This window comes from Streptomyces sp. NPDC037203 (genome assembly GCF_055605065.1).
Genome location: NZ_JBVJUC010000002.1, coordinates 440198 through 456236 on the forward strand (window position 1 = coordinate 440198; position 16039 = coordinate 456236).

Consider the following 16039-nt stretch of genomic DNA (forward strand, 5'->3'; position numbering starts at 1 on the left):
GGTGAGGACTTGTCAGAAGTTGTGGTGGAGCGGGGCGTTTACCCGGCGCCCCGGAAACCCACTCTGAAAGTATGGGCGGGCCTGGAGACCCACCGGAGGGGACACCCGAGGGCGGCCCCGGAGGTGCGGAGGACGAATACCGATCCGTCGTCTTCGACGAGTCGTTCGTGCGCGCTGCCCGTCTCCAGGAGTACTCGGCCGAGGAGCGGATGGCCGACCACGCGCCCGCCGTGCGCCGCCGCCCGCTGCACCGGGGGCTGGCCCGCCAGGCGATGATCCTGGTGCTGCTGATCGCCGTGGCCTTCGGCACCGCCGTCTACATGGGGGTGCGCCACCCCTACGACTCCGCCGAGGCCCCGCGGCCCGTGGAGCCGCTGCGGATGACGGTCATACCGCTCGCCCCGCAGGGCCCGGTACCCGGCGGGACGGACGCGGAGGCGCTGTACGCGCACAGTCCCGCCGCGCAGTTCGGCATCGGCGCCGAAGGGGTGCCGCTGCCGGCCGCGCGGGGCACCGCGCACTTCTCCGACACCCAGGTCATGGCGGCGCTGACCACGGCCAAGGACTACATCGTCCGCTCCTCGCTCTACCCCGAGGTGCTCACCGGCCGCACGACGGCTCCCGCGCGGGCGCTGGTGGACTCCGACCAGCTCACCCAGTTCGACCAGAGCTTCGACCACCCGGCGGCGGACGGCCGGCACGCCGCGACCGGCTGGGTGGTGCGCCTCGACCCGGCCCGCGACCGGCTGGCCGACGACCGGATCCGGGTCCGGGGCGCGCTGCGCATCACCGAGGCGGACCCGGCCACCCTGGAGGTCAGCGCGGACCACACCTTCGTCTACGCCCTGCGCGCCGCCGGCACCGCGAGCGCCCCGGTCTCCCTGTTCACCGTCCGCCGCGCGCTGACCTTCCGGTTCACCCGCGACGACCTGCGCACCCGCCAGGTCCAGCTGACCACGGCCTACGTCGAGGCCGGCCCACTGTCCTGCGCCGAGGACGCCACTTCCTCCCTGCGTCCCCTCCTGGCGGGCCAGACCACGCGGCCGGGCGCCCCCGCGGGCACCGACCCGTACCGGACGGACAGCCCCGCCGCCCTGTGCGGCACGCTGTCCGTGGCCCGGCCGCAGGGGTGAGGGCGCCCTACTCCGCCGCCGGGGCCGGGCCGCCCTTGGCCGGTGGGGGGCTCTTGAAACCGTCGAAGCCGCGCTTGACCCGGCCGCCCAGGTCGCCCGCGCCGCCCGCCAGGTCGGTGACCAGCTTCATCAGCGGGTCCTTGGAGTCCTTGACGTCGCTCGCGTAGCTCGCCGCGGACTCCCGGAAGGAGTCGCTGACCTTGGCCTCCTTGTCGTCGTCGCGACGCGGGTAGTGGCCGTCCATGATCCGCTGGTAGTCCCGCGACCCGGCCCATTTCTTCAGCTCGGCGGCGCGCACCGTGGTGAACGGGTGCGAGCGGGGCAGCACATTGAGGATCTTCAGCACGGAGTCGCGCAGGTCGCCGCCGGAGTCGTACTCCTCGGCCTGCTCCAGGAACGCGTCCACGTTCATCTCGTGCAGATGGTTGCCGCCCGCGATCTTCATCAGGCCGCGCATCGAGGCCCGTACGTCCTGGCCCACCAGCAGCCCGGCCCGGTCAGCGGACAGCTCGGACTTGCGGAACCACTCCCGCAGCGCCGTGACGATCGCCATGATCGCGAGGTTGCCCAGCGGGATCCAGGCGACCTTGACCGCGAGATTCGTCAGGAACAGCAGGACGGTGCGGTACACGGAGTGCCCGGACAGGGCGTGTCCGACCTCGTGGCCGACGACCGCCCGCATCTCCTCCTCGTCCAGCAGCTCCACCAGGCCCGTGGAGATCACGATGATCGGCTCGTCCAGGCCGATGCACATCGCGTTCGGCTGCGGGTCCTGGGTGACGTACATCGGCGGGACCTTGGGCAGGTCCAGGATGTAGCAGGCGTCCAGCAGCATGGCGTGCAGATGGCCGAACTGCCGTTCGGAAACGCGCACCGAGTCGGACAGGAACAACAGCCGCAGGCTCCGCTCCGGCAGCAGTCCGCTCAGCGCCTTGAACACCTGGTCGAAGCCGCTCAGCTTGCGCAGCGCCACCAGGGCGGACCGGTCGGCCGGATGCTCGTACGCCCGCGAGGAGATCCCCGGAAAGCGCGTCCGCTGCCTGCCGGGCACCCGCTCGTGCCCGCTCTGCCGATCGCCGTCGTGCATGTGTTCCCCCAAGTGCGTGTGAGTGCGGTGAGCCCCCGAGGCGGGGCTCAGCCTAGGCGGAGATACCGTGGACGGGCAGACAGCCGAAGGAGTCCACGCCATGGAGCACCACCCCGCAGCCGCCCGGCTGACCGAGGCCGCAGCGAGCGCCGCCCAACAGCACGGCGGAGGCCCTCTGCTCCGCATCGTGCTGGTCGTGATGATCGTGGGCTGCGCGCTGACCGCCTGGTTCCTGCTGCGCGGCTACAAGCAGAAGGACGAGTGACGGTCCGCCGGAGTTCCCCGCCCCGGCCCCCTCGCTTCCCAACGGCGGAGTCGGCGTGATCGCCGCGGAACCGCCCGCATACGATGAGCCGACGTCTTTATCCCGCCCACACGCGATAGGTCCTGTCGAAGATGATGCTCACCAGCGCCGCAGCCCCGCTGATCTCCCTCGCCGCCGAAGAGGGCGGTCACCACGACAGCCTGAACCCCGCCGTCACCGGCGGCGCCGCCTTCGTCATCCTGCTGCTCCTGCTGTGGATCACCACCCGCTTCAACCGCGACCGCTGAGCCGGGAGACCGGCCCCGGCCGGACGCCGAGGACCGGGCCGGTAGGGTCTGCACGCATGGGAGAGCAGGACATGCCTACCGGTCCGGCGCACGATGGCGCCGCCGACGCCGACACGGTCGACCAGCCGCAGTACCGCCGGCACCGGCCGGGCCACGGCCCCGCCCGCTCCGGCAAGCGGCGCCTGGGCGTCATGGGCGGCACCTTCGACCCGATCCACCACGGGCACCTCGTGGCGGCCAGCGAGGTCGCCGCGCGGTTCGAGCTGGACGAGGTGGTGTTCGTCCCCACCGGCCAGCCGTGGCAGAAGTCCCACCGCCAGGTCTCCCCGGCCGAGGACCGCTACCTCATGACGGTCATCGCCACCGCGGAGAACCCGCAGTTCTCCGTCAGCCGCATCGACCTCGACCGCGGCGGCCCCACCTACACCGTGGACACCCTGCGCGACCTGCGCGCCCTGAACCCGGACACCGACCTGTTCTTCATCACCGGTGCCGACGCCCTCGCCCAGCTGCTGACCTGGCGCGACAGCGAGGAGTTGTTCTCCCTCGCGCACTTCATCGGCGTCACCCGCCCCGGCCACCACCTCAGCAACCCCGGACTGCCCGAGGGCGGCGTCTCGCTGGTCGAGGTCCCGGCGCTCGCCATCTCCTCCACGGACTGCCGTGCGAGAGTCGCCAAGGGCGACCCCATCTGGTACATGGTGCCGGACGGAGTCGTGCGCTATATCGACAAGCGCGAGCTGTACCGCGGCGAGTGAGCCGAGAGGGGCACCGGTGAACGACCGATACGACGCGGGGCCGTACGAGATCGTCGGATACGACGAGTACGGACAGCCCGTCTACCGCCAGGTTCCGGCGCAGCAGGCTCCGGGCGGCTCCTACGACCCCTATGCCCAGCAGCAGGGATACGGCTACGACCCCTACGGCACCGGCACCCCTGAGCCGGCCCGGCCCTACGAGTCGTACGGCACCGGGCAGCAGCCGCAGGCCCCGTCGTCGTACCCCGCGGACGACGGCTACGGCGGGTACGGCGGCTTCGGCGGCTACGACCCCTACGGGACCCAGGCCCCGGCGCACCCAGGGCACGGGGGGAATTCCGGGTACGACCCCTACGGGCAGACCGCGGACAGCGGGCAGCAGCCGCGGGTCGCCGGGCAGACGGCGCACATCCCCCAGCAGGCGGGACCCCAGGACGAGCCCCGGCACAACCCCTACGCGGAACTCGCGAGCGACGACGACGGGGACGAGGGGCGCGCGGACGGCGAACCGGGCTACCGCACCGAGCAGTTCGCGTTCGTGGAGGAGCCGGACGGCGACTCCGAGGACGTCATCGACTGGCTGAAGTTCACCGAGAACCGCACCGAGCGGCGCGAGGAGGCCCGCCGCCGCGCCCGCAGCCGGCTCGTCGCCCTCGGCGTCGTGCTCGCCCTCGTCGCGGCCGGCGGCGTCGGCTACCTCTGGTACGCCGGGAAGCTGCCCTTCCTGTCCTCCTCCGGCGCCGGCACCGGCGCGGCCACGGCGGTCGGCGCCCAGAAGCGCGATGTGATCGTCGTCCATCTGCACAACACCGGCAAGGGCGGCACCTCGACCGTGCTGCTGGTCGACAACACCACCACCAAGCGGGGCACCACCGTCCTGCTGCCCAACTCGCTGGCGCTGACCGACGACGACGGCTCCACCACGACCCTCGCCAAGTCCGTGGACGACGACGGCTCCTCCGGCACCCGCGACCAGCTGGACACCGTCCTCGGCACCAGCATCCAGGGCACCTGGCGGCTGGACACGCCCTACCTCCAGAACCTGGTCGATCTCGTCGGCAACATCGACATGGACACCGACATCGACGTGCCCGACCCGGACGCCAAGAAGAAGGGCGCCGAGCCGCTCGTCAGCAAGGGCAGCGACCAGACCCTCAGCGGCAAGATGGCCGTCGCCTACGCGACCTACCGGGCCCCCGGCGAGTCGGAGGACGCCCAGCTGGAGCGGTTCGGGCAGGTCATGCAGGCCGTTCTGCGCAAGATCTCGACGGACCCCTCGGACGCCACGGTGACCGTGCAGAGCCTCGCGCAGATCCTCGACCCCTCGCTCACCGACAAGGACCTCGGCGCCTTCCTCGCCAAGCTCGCCGGTCTCGCCAAGGAGGGCGCCTACAAGACGGCGCTGCTGCCCGTGCAGCCCGACGGCACGCTCTCCGCGCGGACCAGCGACAGTGTGGTCAAGGACATCCTCGGCGGCACCGCCAAGAGCCCCGACGCCGGCAGCGCGGTCCGGGTCTCGGTGCAGAACGCCACCGGGGTCAAGGACGACACCGAGCAGGCCCGTGTGGTGCTCCTGAACGGCGGTTTCACCTTCCTGGAGGGCGGCAGCGGCGGCAGCCGGACAACCTCCGAGGTCGTCTACCAGGACGCCTCGGACAAGCAGAACGCCACCGAGGTCGCCAAGACCCTCGGTCTGCCCGCCGCCTCCGTCGCCAAGGGCACGGTCTCCTCGGGCGCCGACGTCTCGGTGGTCCTGGGCAAGGACTACAAGCCGTCCGGCTCCTGAGCACGTCCGCACCGGAGCGCCCGGTCGCCGGCCCCCTGGGGCACCCCCGGTCATCGCGTGGGGTGCCCCCGGCGGTCCGTGAGACCCTTGAGGTTCAGTGCCCGCCGACGGAAAGCCATGCAGTGACCGCCACCGATCGTTCCCTTGAGCTCATCAACGTCGCCGCCCAGGCGGCCGCGGACAAGCTCGCCCACGACGTCATCGCCTACGACGTCAGCGACGTCCTGTCGATCACGGACGCCTTCCTGCTCGCCTCCGCGCCGAACGACCGCCAGGTCAAGGCCATCGTGGACGAGATCGAGGAGCGCCTCCAGAAGGAGCTCGGCGCCAAGCCGGTGCGCCGCGAGGGCGACCGCGACGCCCGCTGGATCCTGCTCGACTACGTCGACATCGTGGTCCACGTCCAGCACAGCGAGGAGCGCGTCTTCTACGCCCTGGAGCGGCTGTGGAAGGACTGCCCCGAGCTGGAGCTGCCCGCCGACGCCAAGGCCACCCGCGGCAAGGGCGAGGAGCACGCCAAGCTCCAGGAGTCCGAGGCCGGCGGTGAGCCGGGCGGGGAGTGGTGATGAGCGCCACAGGTGAGGTGACCGACCGCAGGGACCGGGGCCGCCGCGTCATCCTGTGGCGGCACGGCCAGACCTCGTGGAACGTGGAGCGCCGCTTCCAGGGCAGCACCGATGTGCCGCTGACCGAGACCGGCGTCGGGCAGGCCCGCCGCGCCGCCCGGCTGCTGGCCTCCCTGCGCCCCGACGCGATCGTCTCCTCGGACCTCGCGCGGGCCGCGGACACGGCCGCCGAGCTGGCCGCCCTCACCGGCCTCGAGGTCACCCGCGAGGAGGGCCTGCGCGAGACGTACGCGGGCGTCTGGCAGGGTCTGACGCACGAGGAGATCATCGCCCGCCACGGCGCGGAGTACGCCGCCTGGAAGCGCGGCGAGGCGGTCCGCCGCGGCGGGGGCGAACTGGAGACCGAGGTCGCCGACCGGGCCGCGCCCGTCGTCCTGCGGCATGTGGAGAAGCTGCCGGCGGACGGCACCCTGGTGGTCGTCAGCCACGGCGGCACCATCCGCACCACCATCGGCCGGCTGCTCGGCCTCCAGGCCCCGCACTGGGAGAGCCTGGGCGGCCTCTCCAACTGCTGCTGGTCCGTGCTGGGCGAGGGCGCGCGCGGCTGGCGCCTGCTGGAGCACAACGCGGGGACCCTCCCCGAGCCGGTCCTCGGTGACGACGACTGAGCCGGCGACGGCGCCCCCCACCCCGGATTTCACTTTCCGGCAGGTCACAGGCTAAAGTTCTTCTTGTTCGCCCCGCCGAGCGGGAAGAACACAGCAAGGGGCTATAGCTCAGTTGGTAGAGCGCCTGCATGGCATGCAGGAGGTCAGGAGTTCAATTCTCCTTAGCTCCACAGGAGGAAGATCCCGTCCCCGTCAGGGGGGCGGGATCTTCTGTTTGCGCTACTGAAGCGTCGCTGACCGTGTCGGTCCCCTCGTGGCAGAATCGGACGGCCGGAAGGGGGCGCGGTCCGACGGGAGCTGATCGATGGGTGCACACAGGCGGAAGTGCGACTGGTGCGGCAGCGGTACGCCCATCGTGCGCGACATGGAGCCGGTCAACGCCGACTACCAGTACTGGTGCGAGGAATGCGCGCGGGCGCTGATCATAAAAGGCGACCCCATCGAGACGTACCGGGAGCTGGAGGGCGAGCCGATCTACGGGCGCCTCCTGGAGGAGCACTGCACCCTCAAGCGGTTCTACTCCTTCGTCGCAGCCTGAGTTGATCATCGTAAAAACGGACATTCGGGACCAAGTGGGCGCACGGGAAACCGATTTGGCGCTCCGGCCGGGTGCCTGTAATGTTTACGACGTCGCCGGGGGAACCCGGCGGAGAAACAAAACAAGGGGCTATAGCTCAGTTGGTAGAGCGCCTGCATGGCATGCAGGAGGTCAGGAGTTCAATTCTCCTTAGCTCCACAGAAGTCGAGAGCGGATCATCCGGAAGGATGGTCCGCTCTCGGCCTATTCGTGCCCTGTGTCCCCGCCCGATCGGTGCCTGCGGTACCCTAGGCGCCATGCGTGCCGTACGCCTTCTGCTTAGCGGGCCGCGCTGATCAGTCCCGACCCCGGTGTTCCTGTGAGGTCGGCATCGGCGCGGCGTCCCCTCCTGCGTGAGGGGATTTTTCATTTCTGCAGGCAGAGACGATCGATGGAGCTTTGAGGATCATGAGCGAGACGAACCCCGCTGCCGCCGCGACGGGCGCGGATGCCGCCCCGTACCGCTACACGGCCGCCATGGCCGCCGAGATCGAGGCACGCTGGCAGGACTTCTGGGACGCCGACGGCACGTATGCCGCCGACAACCCGCGGGGCGACCTGGCGGGCGAGGACGCCGCCAAGCCCAAGAAGTTCATCATGGACATGTTCCCGTACCCCTCCGGTGCGGGCCTGCACGTCGGCCACCCGCTGGGCTACATCGCCACCGACGTCTACGCCCGGTTCCAGCGCATGACCGGCCACAACGTGCTGCACACCCTGGGCTTCGACGCCTTCGGCCTGCCCGCCGAGCAGTACGCGGTGCAGACCGGCACGCACCCGCGCGTGTCCACCGAGGCCAACATGGAGAACATGAAGGCCCAGCTGCGCCGGCTGGGCCTGGGCCACGACAAGCGCCGGTCCTTCGCCACGATCGACCCCGAGTACTACAAGTGGACCCAGTGGATCTTCCTGCAGATCTTCAACTCCTGGTACGACGACGAGGCCCGCAAGGCCCGTCCGATCGCCGAACTGATCGCCCAGTTCGAGACCGGTGAGCGCGCGATTCCGGGCACCACGCGCGGCTGGAACGAGCTGAGTGCCGCCGAGCGCGCCGACGTCCTGGGCGAGTACCGCCTGGCCTACGCCTCCGACGCGCCGGTCAACTGGTGCCCCGGTCTGGGCACCGTGCTGGCCAACGAGGAGGTCACCGCCGACGGCCGCTCCGAGCGCGGCAACTTCCCGGTCTTCAAGTCCAAGCTGCGCCAGTGGAACATGCGCATCACCGCCTACGCGGACCGCCTGCTGGAGGACCTGGAGGAGCTGGACTGGCCCGAGGCCATCAAGCTGCAGCAGCGCAACTGGATCGGCCGCAGCGAGGGCGCCCGCGTCGACTTCCCCGTGGACGGCGAGCGGATCACGGTCTTCACCACCCGCCCGGACACCCTGTTCGGCGCGACCTACATGGTGCTGGCGCCCGAGCACCCCCTGGTCGACAAATTCACCCCCGCGGCCTGGCCCGAGGGCACCCACCGGGCGTGGACCGGCGGCCATGCCACCCCCGCCGAGGCCGTCGCCGCCTACCGCGCGCAGGCCGCCGCCAAGTCCGACGTCGAGCGCCAGGCCGAGGCCAAGGACAAGACCGGCGTCTTCACCGGCGTGTACGCCACCAACCCGGTCAACGGCGAGCAGATCCCCGTCTTCATCGCCGACTACGTGCTGATGGGCTACGGCACCGGCGCGATCATGGCCGTCCCGGCGCACGACAGCCGTGACTTCGCCTTCGCGCGCGCCTTCGAGCTGCCGGTGCGCTGCGTGGTCGAGCCGACCGACGGCCGCGGCACCGACACCGCCGACTGGGACGACGCGTTCTCCTCGTACGACGCGAAGATCGTCAACTCGGCCGGCGAGGGCGTCACCCTGGACGGCCTGGGCGTCGCCGAGGCCAAGGCGCGCATCACCGAGTGGCTGGAGCGCAAGGGCATCGGCCGGGGCACCGTCAACTTCCGGCTGCGCGACTGGCTGTTCAGCCGCCAGCGCTACTGGGGCGAGCCCTTCCCGATCGTCTACGACGAGGACGGCATCGCCCACCCGCTGCCCGAGTCGATGCTGCCGCTGGAGCTGCCCGAGGTCGAGGACTACAGCCCGCGCACCTTCGACCCGGACGACGCGGACACCCGGCCCGAGACCCCCCTGTCGCGCAACGAGGAATGGGTCAACGTCACCCTGGACCTGGGCGACGGGCCGAAGAAGTACCGCCGTGAGACCAACACCATGCCCAACTGGGCCGGTTCCTGCTGGTACGAGTTCCGCTACCTGGACCCGCACAACGACCGGAAGATGGTCGACCCGGAGATCGAGCGCTACTGGATGGGCCCGGCCGAGGGCCGGCCGCACGGCGGTGTCGACCTGTACGTGGGCGGCGCCGAGCACGCCGTGCTGCACCTGCTGTACGCCCGCTTCTGGTCCAAGGTGCTGTTCGACCTGGGGCACGTCTCCTCCGCGGAGCCGTTCCACAAGCTGTTCAACCAGGGCATGATCCAGGCCTACGTCTACCGCGACAGCCGCGGCATCGCCGTGCCGGCCGCCGAGGTGGAGGAGCGCGACGGCGCGTACTACTACCGGGGCGAGAAGGTCAGCCGCCTGCTGGGCAAGATGGGCAAGTCCCTGAAGAACGCGGTGACCCCGGACGAGATCGCCGCCGAGTACGGCGCCGACACCCTGCGCCTGTACGAGATGGCCATGGGCCCGCTGGACGTCTCCCGCCCCTGGGACACGCGCGCGGTCGTCGGCCAGTTCCGGCTGCTGCAGCGGCTGTGGCGCAACATCGTGGACGAGAACACCGGCGAGGTGACCGTGTCCGACGCGGCGCCCGACGAGGACACGCTGCGCGCCCTGCACAAGGCGATCGACGGGGTGCGCCAGGACCTGGAGGGCCTGCGCTTCAACACCGCCATCGCCAAGGTCACCGAGCTGAACAACCACCTGACCAAGGCCAATGCCGCCCTGCCGCGTACGGTCGCCGAGCCGCTGGTGCTGATGATCGCCCCGCTGGCCCCGCACGTCGCCGAGGAACTGTGGCGCCGCCTGGGCCACACCGACTCGGTCGTCCACCAGGACTTCCCGGTCGCCGACCCCGCCTACGTGGTGGACGAGACCGTGACCTGCGTCGTCCAGATCAAGGGCAAGGTCAAGGCCCGCCTGGAGGTGCCGCCGGGCATCTCCGAGGAGGAACTGGAGAAGGTGGCGCTGGCCGACGAGAAGGTCGTCGCGGCGCTGGACGGCGCGAGCATCCGCAAGGTGATCGTGCGCGCGCCGAAGCTGGTGAACATCGTTCCGGCGTAATCGCGGCGCCTCTCGGGGTACTCCCCTACGGGCAGGTTCGGGGTTTTTCTGGAACCTCGGGCCTGCCCGCTGCGTTTACCGTTGAGGAGTGCCGCGACGCGTGGCGCACCGGCCCCAGGAGGAGCGTCGTGGAAGCATTGATCATCGTCATCTCCCTGTTCTTCCTGGCCTTCGTCGCCCTGGGCGTGTACGCCGCGGTCAAGGTGGTGGGCGCCGCCAAGCGCGGCGTGGACCGCACCATCGTCCAGGCCCGGCGCACCGTCGAGGACCACACGCTGCGCGCCAAGTCCTTCGCCCAGGTCGGCCCCGCCGCCGAGCTGGCCCAGCTGCGCCTGACCCTGCGCACCTCCCTGCGCGCCACCCAGGACGCACTGCACGCGGGCGCAGCCGAGGACGAGTCGCTGAAGGAGTCCCTGGGCCTGTTCGAGCGCCTCAGCGCGCACGGACACGAGCTGGACGCCGACCTCAAGCGCCTGGAGGCCGAGCCCGACCGCGCCACGCTCGCGTCCCGGCTGCCCGGCCTGCGCGCCCGCACCGAGCGCATCACCCAGTCCGCCGACGCCCTGCGCTGGGCCGTCCGGGACCGGGCCCGGCGCTTCGCCGACGACGATCTCGGCACCCTCAGCGCCCAGATCGACATAGAGGCCGACGCCCTGCGCCACTGGACCCGTCCCGGCCCCGCCGAGGAGCCGGCCCCGAAGCCCGCGCCCCACTCCCTCACCCCGCCCACCCCGCGCCCGTCCTATCCGTGGCAGAAGGCCCGCCGCCCCGAGAGCACCACCTGACCTTCACCGGACCGCCGGGTTCCGGGCGTGCGGGGTCCGTCTCAAGGGCACACGTCAGGGGCCGGGCTGCCGTGCGCGCGCCCCGGCGGGTAACCTCCAGCTCATGTCCCGCCATGTCGCCATCGTCACCGATTCCACGGCCTACTTGCCGCACCGGACGATGGAGCGGCACGGCATCACCGCGGTCCCGCTGACCGTCGTCCTCGGCGATCAGGCGCTCGAAGAGGGCACCGAGATCTCCACCCGCGCCCTCGCCCAGGCCCTGACCAAGCGGCGTCCCGTCACCACCTCGCGCCCGAGCCCCCGGATGTTCGCCGAGACCTACCACCGGGTCGCCGAGTCCGGTGCGCGCGGCATCGTCTCCCTGCACCTGTCGGGAGAACTGTCCGGCACCTACGACGCGGCCGTCCTCGCTGCCCGCGAGGCACCGGTGCCCGTGCGGGTGGTGGACACCGGGATGGTCGCGATGGCCCTCGGCTTCTGCGCCCTCGCCGCGGCCGAGACGGCGGAGGCGGGCGGCACCGTGGACGAGGCCGTCGCCGCCGCCGAGAAGCGGGCCGCCGGCACCTCCGCCTACTTCTACGTCGACACCCTCGACTACCTGCGCCGCGGCGGTCGCATCGGTGCCGCCCAGGCCCTGCTCGGCTCCGCGCTCGCGGTCAAACCCCTGCTGAGGCTGGACGGTGGCCGCATCGGGCTGCTGGAGAAGGTCCGTACGGCCTCGAAGGCGATCGCCCGTCTGGAGGAGCTCGCCGCCGAACGGGCCGGGGACGCGGAGGTCGATATCGCCGTCCACCATCTGGCCGCGCCCGAGCGCGCCGCCGCGCTCGCCGACCGATTGCGCGAACGGGTGCCGGGACTGGGCGAGTTGCACGTCAGCGAGGTGGGAGCGGTGATCGGCGCACACACCGGGCCGGGGCTGCTGGGGGCGGTGGTCTCGCCGCGGTGAGGATCTCGCCTCGGACCGGTCGGGTTGGCGGGAGGTCCGGGGCCACGGGGGAGGTCACCCACACGAGTGGTGGAGTTATCCACAACCCGCCTGGTTTCCCCGGAATTTGACCAAGATCATCGCGAAGTGTCGGGATGCCCGATCCTCCTCGCATGGCACTTCGATCACGTCCTCGTACCGTCATCCCGACCAGCGGCCCCGGCCGCGGCCCCGCCTCCGACGTCCGCGTGCGGCATCGCGCGAGCGAGCACCGGCGTAGCCGGCAGCGCGCGCACGCACCCGCGGAGGATCTGCGGCACCGGGCGGAACTCCTCTTCGGCGAACAAGCCGTGCTGCGGCGGGAGTCGGGGAAGGCCCCGCCGGACACGAGCGCACCGGGGCCGGTGCCGCCGCCGGAGCCCTCCGATGCCGCCGCTCCCGTGCCGTCCGACTGGCGGGAGCGGGCCGGGACGGCGCTGCGGGAGCGGCTGCCGGTGTGGTTGCAGTCGCGGTGCGGGGTGGAGCGGCGCGGGACCGTGGCGCTCGCGGTGCTGCTGGTGGTGGCCGCGCTGTTCGCCGTGCAGCACTTCTGGGCGGGCCGGTCCGAGACGGTCGGCGCGCCCAGAGTGGTGCGCGCGCAGCCGACGTACGCGAAGACGCCCGGCGCGGACCGCGCCGGCGCGGCGACCGCGGGCGCGGAGATCGTCGTGGACGTCGGTGGCAAGGTCCGCGCTCCGGGGGTCCGCCGCCTCCCCGCGGGTTCCCGCGTGGCCGACGCGTTGCGGGCGGCGGGCGGAGTCCGGCCGGGTGTGGACACCGACGGTCTCAACCGGGCCCGCTTCCTGGTCGACGGCGAGCAGGTGATCGTCGGCGGCCCGGCCGCCCTCGCCCCCGCCGGCCCCGCGGCCCCGTCCGGTCCGGCCGCACCGGTCTCCCTCAGCACGGCCACCGAGGACCAGCTCGACACACTGCCGGGCGTCGGCCCGGTGCTGGCCCGGCGCATCCTCGACTACCGCACCCGGCACGGCGGTTTCCGCTCGGTGGACGAACTCCGCCAGGTCGACGGCATCGGCGACCGCCGCTTCACCGACCTCCGTGACCTGGTACGGCCGTGAGCGCCATGTCCGCCCACGGCACCGGCCCCGAGCCCGCGCCCGAGCCGGGCCCCATGGACCTGCGCCTGGTCCCGCCCGCACTCGCGGCCTGGGCCACGGCGGCGCTGACCCTGGACGCGCCGACGGGCTGGACCGTGTGGATCGCGGCCGTCTCCCTGCTCGGCGGGATGGTCCTGCTGAGCGCGAGCCGGGCGGCCCCGCGGCTGCCGGGCGGGCACCCGGCCTGGGCCCGCTCCTCGCTCGCCGCCGTGCTGCTGTGCGTCGCCGCGTCGGCCACATCGTCCGGGCTGCACGGCGCGGACGTACGACGCGGTCCCGTCCCCGAGCTGGCCCGCCGCTCGGCCACCGTCACCGCCGAAGTCGAGCTGACCGGCGACCCCTGGCTGAGCAGGCCCCGTGTGCGCGGGGACCACACGGCTCCGGTGGCGGTGCTGATCCGGGCGGAGGCGAGACGGGTCGAGGAGAGCGACGGGAGGAGTACGCGGACTCGGGCGCCGGTGCTGGTGGTGGTCGACGGGGATGCGGCGGGGCCCGAGGGGGTCGCACCGCCGCAGGACGCTCCGGGCGGTCCTGGGCCGCCGGGCCGGGGGCGTGCGGTGACCGGAGAAGGGCCGGCAGCGGTGGCCGCGGATGCCGGGGTACCGTCGGACGGGGTGGCGGCGTCCGCGGGTTCCCGGAGGCGTGCCGGGCAAGCCGCCTGGTTGCGGCTGCTGCCGTCCACGCGGTTGCGGGTGGGCGGGCGGCTGGCACCCGCCCTTGCCGGGGGTGAGCGGACGGCGGCCGTGCTCAGGGTGCGGGGGCTGCCCGGAGCGAGGGTCGTCGCGGGCCCGAGCGGGGCACAGCGGTGGGCGGGGCGGCTGCGGGACGGCCTGCGGGCGGCGACCGATGGGCTGCCCGCAGACGCGCGGGCGTTGCTGCCCGGCCTGGTCGTCGGGGACACCTCCCGGATCACGCCCGAGCTGGACGACGCCTTCAAGGCGACCGATCTGACCCACACCCTCGCGGTCTCCGGCAGCAATCTCACCGTGCTGCTCGCCCTGCTCATCGGCCCGCCGGGACTGGCCCAGCTGACCGAGCGACGGGGCCTGGCCCCGCGCCTGGGGCTCTCCCTCCGGGCGACCGCCCTGCTCGCGGGGGCGCTCACACTGGCCTTCGTGATCGTGTGCCGGCCCGATCCCAGCGTGCTGCGGGCCGCCGCCTGCGGAGCGATCGCGCTGCTCGCCCTCGCCACGGGCCGCCGCAGATCCCTCGTCCCGGCCCTGGCCACGGCCGTACTGCTGCTGGTGCTGTACGACCCATGGCTGGCCCGTGGCTACGGCTTCCTGCTCTCCGTGCTGGCCACCGGCGCCCTGCTGGTACTGGCTCCGGGCTGGAGCGAGGGGCTGCGGCGGCGCGGGGTGCCGCCGCGGCTCGCCGAGGCGCTGGGCGCGGCCGCCGCGGCGCAGGCGGTGTGCGCGCCGGTCGTGGCGGTGCTGTCGGCACGGGTGAGCCTGGTGGCGGTGCCCTGCAATCTGCTGGCCGAGGTGGCGGTGGCGCCCGCGACGGTGCTGGGGTTCGCCGCGCTGGCGACCGCACCGATGGTGATGCCGCTGGCCAGGGTGCTCGCCTGGGGCGCGAGTTGGCCGGCCCGGTGGATCGCCGGGGTCGCGAGGGCCGGGGCCGCGCTGCCCGGCGCGGGAGTGGACTGGCCGGGCGGCTGGCCGGGGGCGCTGCTGCTCGCGGCGGTCACGGTGGCCGTCGTCCTGGCCGGGCGGCGGTTGGTGCGGCATCCGTGGTGGTGCGGGCTGTTCGGGGCGCTGCTCCTGCTGGCGGTGGTGCGCCCCGCACCGCTGACCCGCGTGCTGACGGGCTGGCCGCCGCCGGGTTGGAGGTACGCGATGTGCGACGTCGGGCAGGGCGACGCGACCGTGCTGGCGGCGGGCGCCGGGGCCGGGGTCGTCGTGGACGCCGGGCCCGATCCGGCGGCGGTGGACCGCTGTCTCCGGCAGCTGGGCATCACCCGTGTCCCGCTCCTCGTGCTGACCCATTTCCACGCCGACCATGTGGCGGGGCTGACCGGGGTGCTGCGGGGGCGGGAGGTGGGCGCGATCGAGACGACGGGATTCGAGGAGCCGGGACAGGAGGCGGAGTTCGTCAGGAAGGAGGCGGCCAGGCGGCACATCCCGGTCACCCGTGCCGCCGCGGGGGAGGAAGGGCGCACCGGCCCCCTGTCCTGGCGGGTGCTGTGGCCACCAGCGGACACCGGCCCGTTGGCGGGCACCGGTCCGCCGACGGGGACCGGTCCGTTCGGGGGGCCCGGCCCGGTCGCCGCCCCCGAGTTCGACGGTCCGAACGACGCCAGCGTGGCCCTGCTGGTGCGCACGGGCAGGCTGCGGTTGCTGCTGCTCGGGGACCTCGAACCCCCGGACCAGCAGGCCCTGTTGCGGTCCCCGGAGGCGGCGGGGCTGGCCGGGGTGGACGTACTGAAGGTGGCCCATCACGGATCGGCTTACCAGGACCCGGAGTTGATACGGCTCGTGGCTCCCCGCGTGGCGCTCATCTCGTGCGGTACCGGAAACCCTTACGGGCATCCGGCCCCGTCGACGGTCGCCGCGCTGCGGGCCGGCGGCGCGCTGGTGCTGCGGACCGACAGGGACGGGGCGGTCGCGGTGGGCGGGGCCGAAGGTGCGGGCAGGGAGGTGACAGTGTCGCGGGACGGCCCGTCCGGCTAGGGTCTTTCGTTTTGATCAGGCCGGATCAGGGAGCGGGGTCTGGTGCCGTGCATCGCAAGGCGGAGGAGGGCGACATGGCGGAGCCATGGCA

Annotated in this window: 14 protein-coding genes and 2 tRNA genes; 15 read left to right on the forward strand and 1 reads right to left on the reverse strand. The window is 72.6% G+C overall.

From position 1 onward, the window contains the following. The first annotated feature begins 71 nt into the window (after window positions 1-71). Window positions 72-1133 carry an SCO2583 family membrane protein gene (locus ACZ7EC_RS06430; RefSeq protein WP_471058761.1) on the forward strand — a complete coding sequence of 354 codons (1062 nt, stop codon included), beginning with the start codon at window positions 72-74 and terminating at the stop codon, window positions 1131-1133. 7 nt (window positions 1134-1140) lie between these two features. On the opposite strand, the gene ACZ7EC_RS06435 is transcribed toward ACZ7EC_RS06430, so the two are convergent. After that, entirely contained in the window at window positions 1141-2220 is a 1080-nt protein-coding gene (locus ACZ7EC_RS06435; RefSeq protein ID WP_471058763.1) for a M48 family metallopeptidase, read from the reverse strand. Window positions 2221-2320: 100 nt separating this feature from the next. Here ACZ7EC_RS06435 and ACZ7EC_RS06440 point away from each other — a divergent pair, with 100 nt between their 5' ends. The 14 genes from ACZ7EC_RS06440 to ACZ7EC_RS06505 all read left to right on the forward strand — a co-directional run bounded on the left by ACZ7EC_RS06440 (window position 2321) and on the right by ACZ7EC_RS06505 (window position 15948). After that, window positions 2321-2485 (forward strand): hypothetical protein, encoded by a 165-nt coding sequence (locus ACZ7EC_RS06440; RefSeq protein ID WP_471058765.1) that lies wholly within the window; start codon window positions 2321-2323, stop codon window positions 2483-2485. A gap of 131 nt (window positions 2486-2616) precedes the next feature. Further along, window positions 2617-2772 (forward strand): hypothetical protein, encoded by a 156-nt coding sequence (locus ACZ7EC_RS06445; RefSeq protein WP_366669998.1) that lies wholly within the window; start codon window positions 2617-2619, stop codon window positions 2770-2772. Window positions 2773-2828: 56 nt separating this feature from the next. Continuing rightward, window positions 2829-3530 (forward strand): nicotinate-nucleotide adenylyltransferase, encoded by a 702-nt coding sequence (nadD, locus tag ACZ7EC_RS06450; protein ID WP_471058767.1) that lies wholly within the window; start codon window positions 2829-2831, stop codon window positions 3528-3530. 16 nt (window positions 3531-3546) lie between these two features. Continuing rightward, complete coding sequence (locus ACZ7EC_RS06455; RefSeq protein WP_471058769.1) at window positions 3547-5316, forward strand: LytR C-terminal domain-containing protein; 1770 nt, start codon at window positions 3547-3549, stop codon at window positions 5314-5316. A gap of 122 nt (window positions 5317-5438) precedes the next feature. Next, window positions 5439-5882 carry a ribosome silencing factor gene (rsfS, locus tag ACZ7EC_RS06460; RefSeq protein ID WP_397985987.1) on the forward strand — a complete coding sequence of 148 codons (444 nt, stop codon included), beginning with the start codon at window positions 5439-5441 and terminating at the stop codon, window positions 5880-5882. Then, window positions 5882-6550 carry a histidine phosphatase family protein gene (locus ACZ7EC_RS06465; protein WP_471058771.1) on the forward strand — a complete coding sequence of 223 codons (669 nt, stop codon included), beginning with the start codon at window positions 5882-5884 and terminating at the stop codon, window positions 6548-6550. The genes rsfS and ACZ7EC_RS06465 overlap by 1 nt, the downstream gene beginning before the upstream one ends. Before the next feature lie 97 nt (window positions 6551-6647). Next, window positions 6648-6720 (forward strand) — tRNA-Ala (locus tag ACZ7EC_RS06470). Between the two features lie 134 nt (window positions 6721-6854). Next, the gene (locus ACZ7EC_RS06475; RefSeq protein WP_037655034.1) at window positions 6855-7088 is read left to right on the forward strand and encodes a hypothetical protein; all 234 of its coding nucleotides are present in this window, start codon (window positions 6855-6857) and stop codon (window positions 7086-7088) included. Window positions 7089-7213: 125 nt separating this feature from the next. After that, window positions 7214-7286: transfer RNA gene (locus ACZ7EC_RS06480), tRNA-Ala, on the forward strand. A 249-nt stretch (window positions 7287-7535) separates the two neighbouring features. Continuing rightward, window positions 7536-10409, forward strand: coding sequence for a leucine--tRNA ligase (leuS, locus tag ACZ7EC_RS06485; protein WP_471058774.1), 2874 nt, complete (start codon window positions 7536-7538; stop codon window positions 10407-10409). A gap of 128 nt (window positions 10410-10537) precedes the next feature. Beyond that, window positions 10538-11194: a hypothetical protein gene (locus ACZ7EC_RS06490; protein ID WP_471058776.1), complete on the forward strand. Its 657-nt coding sequence runs from the start codon at window positions 10538-10540 to the stop codon at window positions 11192-11194. Between the two features lie 103 nt (window positions 11195-11297). Continuing rightward, entirely contained in the window at window positions 11298-12143 is an 846-nt protein-coding gene (locus ACZ7EC_RS06495; RefSeq protein WP_471058778.1) for a DegV family protein, read from the forward strand. Between the two features lie 152 nt (window positions 12144-12295). Continuing rightward, window positions 12296-13237 (forward strand): ComEA family DNA-binding protein, encoded by a 942-nt coding sequence (locus ACZ7EC_RS06500; protein WP_471058780.1) that lies wholly within the window; start codon window positions 12296-12298, stop codon window positions 13235-13237. Continuing rightward, window positions 13234-15948, forward strand: a complete 2715-nt coding sequence (locus ACZ7EC_RS06505; RefSeq protein WP_471058782.1) for a ComEC/Rec2 family competence protein — start codon at window positions 13234-13236, stop codon at window positions 15946-15948. Before ACZ7EC_RS06500 ends, ACZ7EC_RS06505 begins: the two co-directional genes overlap by 4 nt. Window positions 15949-16039: the final 91 nt, after the last annotated feature.

Bases quoted from the DNA above. Each gene is read 5' to 3' on its own strand.
- ACZ7EC_RS06500 (WP_471058780.1), top strand. From the start codon at position 12,296: ATGGCACTTCGATCACGTCCTCGTACCGTCATCCCGACCAGCGGCCCC.
- nadD (WP_471058767.1), top strand. From the start codon at position 2,829: ATGGGAGAGCAGGACATGCCTACCGGTCCGGCGCACGATGGCGCCGCC.
- ACZ7EC_RS06495 (WP_471058778.1), top strand. From the start codon at position 11,298: ATGTCCCGCCATGTCGCCATCGTCACCGATTCCACGGCCTACTTGCCG.
- ACZ7EC_RS06430 (WP_471058761.1), top strand. From the start codon at position 72: ATGGGCGGGCCTGGAGACCCACCGGAGGGGACACCCGAGGGCGGCCCC.
- ACZ7EC_RS06440 (WP_471058765.1), top strand. From the start codon at position 2,321: ATGGAGCACCACCCCGCAGCCGCCCGGCTGACCGAGGCCGCAGCGAGC.
- leuS (WP_471058774.1), top strand. From the start codon at position 7,536: ATGAGCGAGACGAACCCCGCTGCCGCCGCGACGGGCGCGGATGCCGCC.
- ACZ7EC_RS06465 (WP_471058771.1), top strand. From the start codon at position 5,882: ATGAGCGCCACAGGTGAGGTGACCGACCGCAGGGACCGGGGCCGCCGC.
- ACZ7EC_RS06435 (WP_471058763.1), bottom strand. From the start codon at position 2,220: ATGCACGACGGCGATCGGCAGAGCGGGCACGAGCGGGTGCCCGGCAGG.
- ACZ7EC_RS06475 (WP_037655034.1), top strand. From the start codon at position 6,855: ATGGGTGCACACAGGCGGAAGTGCGACTGGTGCGGCAGCGGTACGCCC.
- ACZ7EC_RS06445 (WP_366669998.1), top strand. From the start codon at position 2,617: ATGATGCTCACCAGCGCCGCAGCCCCGCTGATCTCCCTCGCCGCCGAA.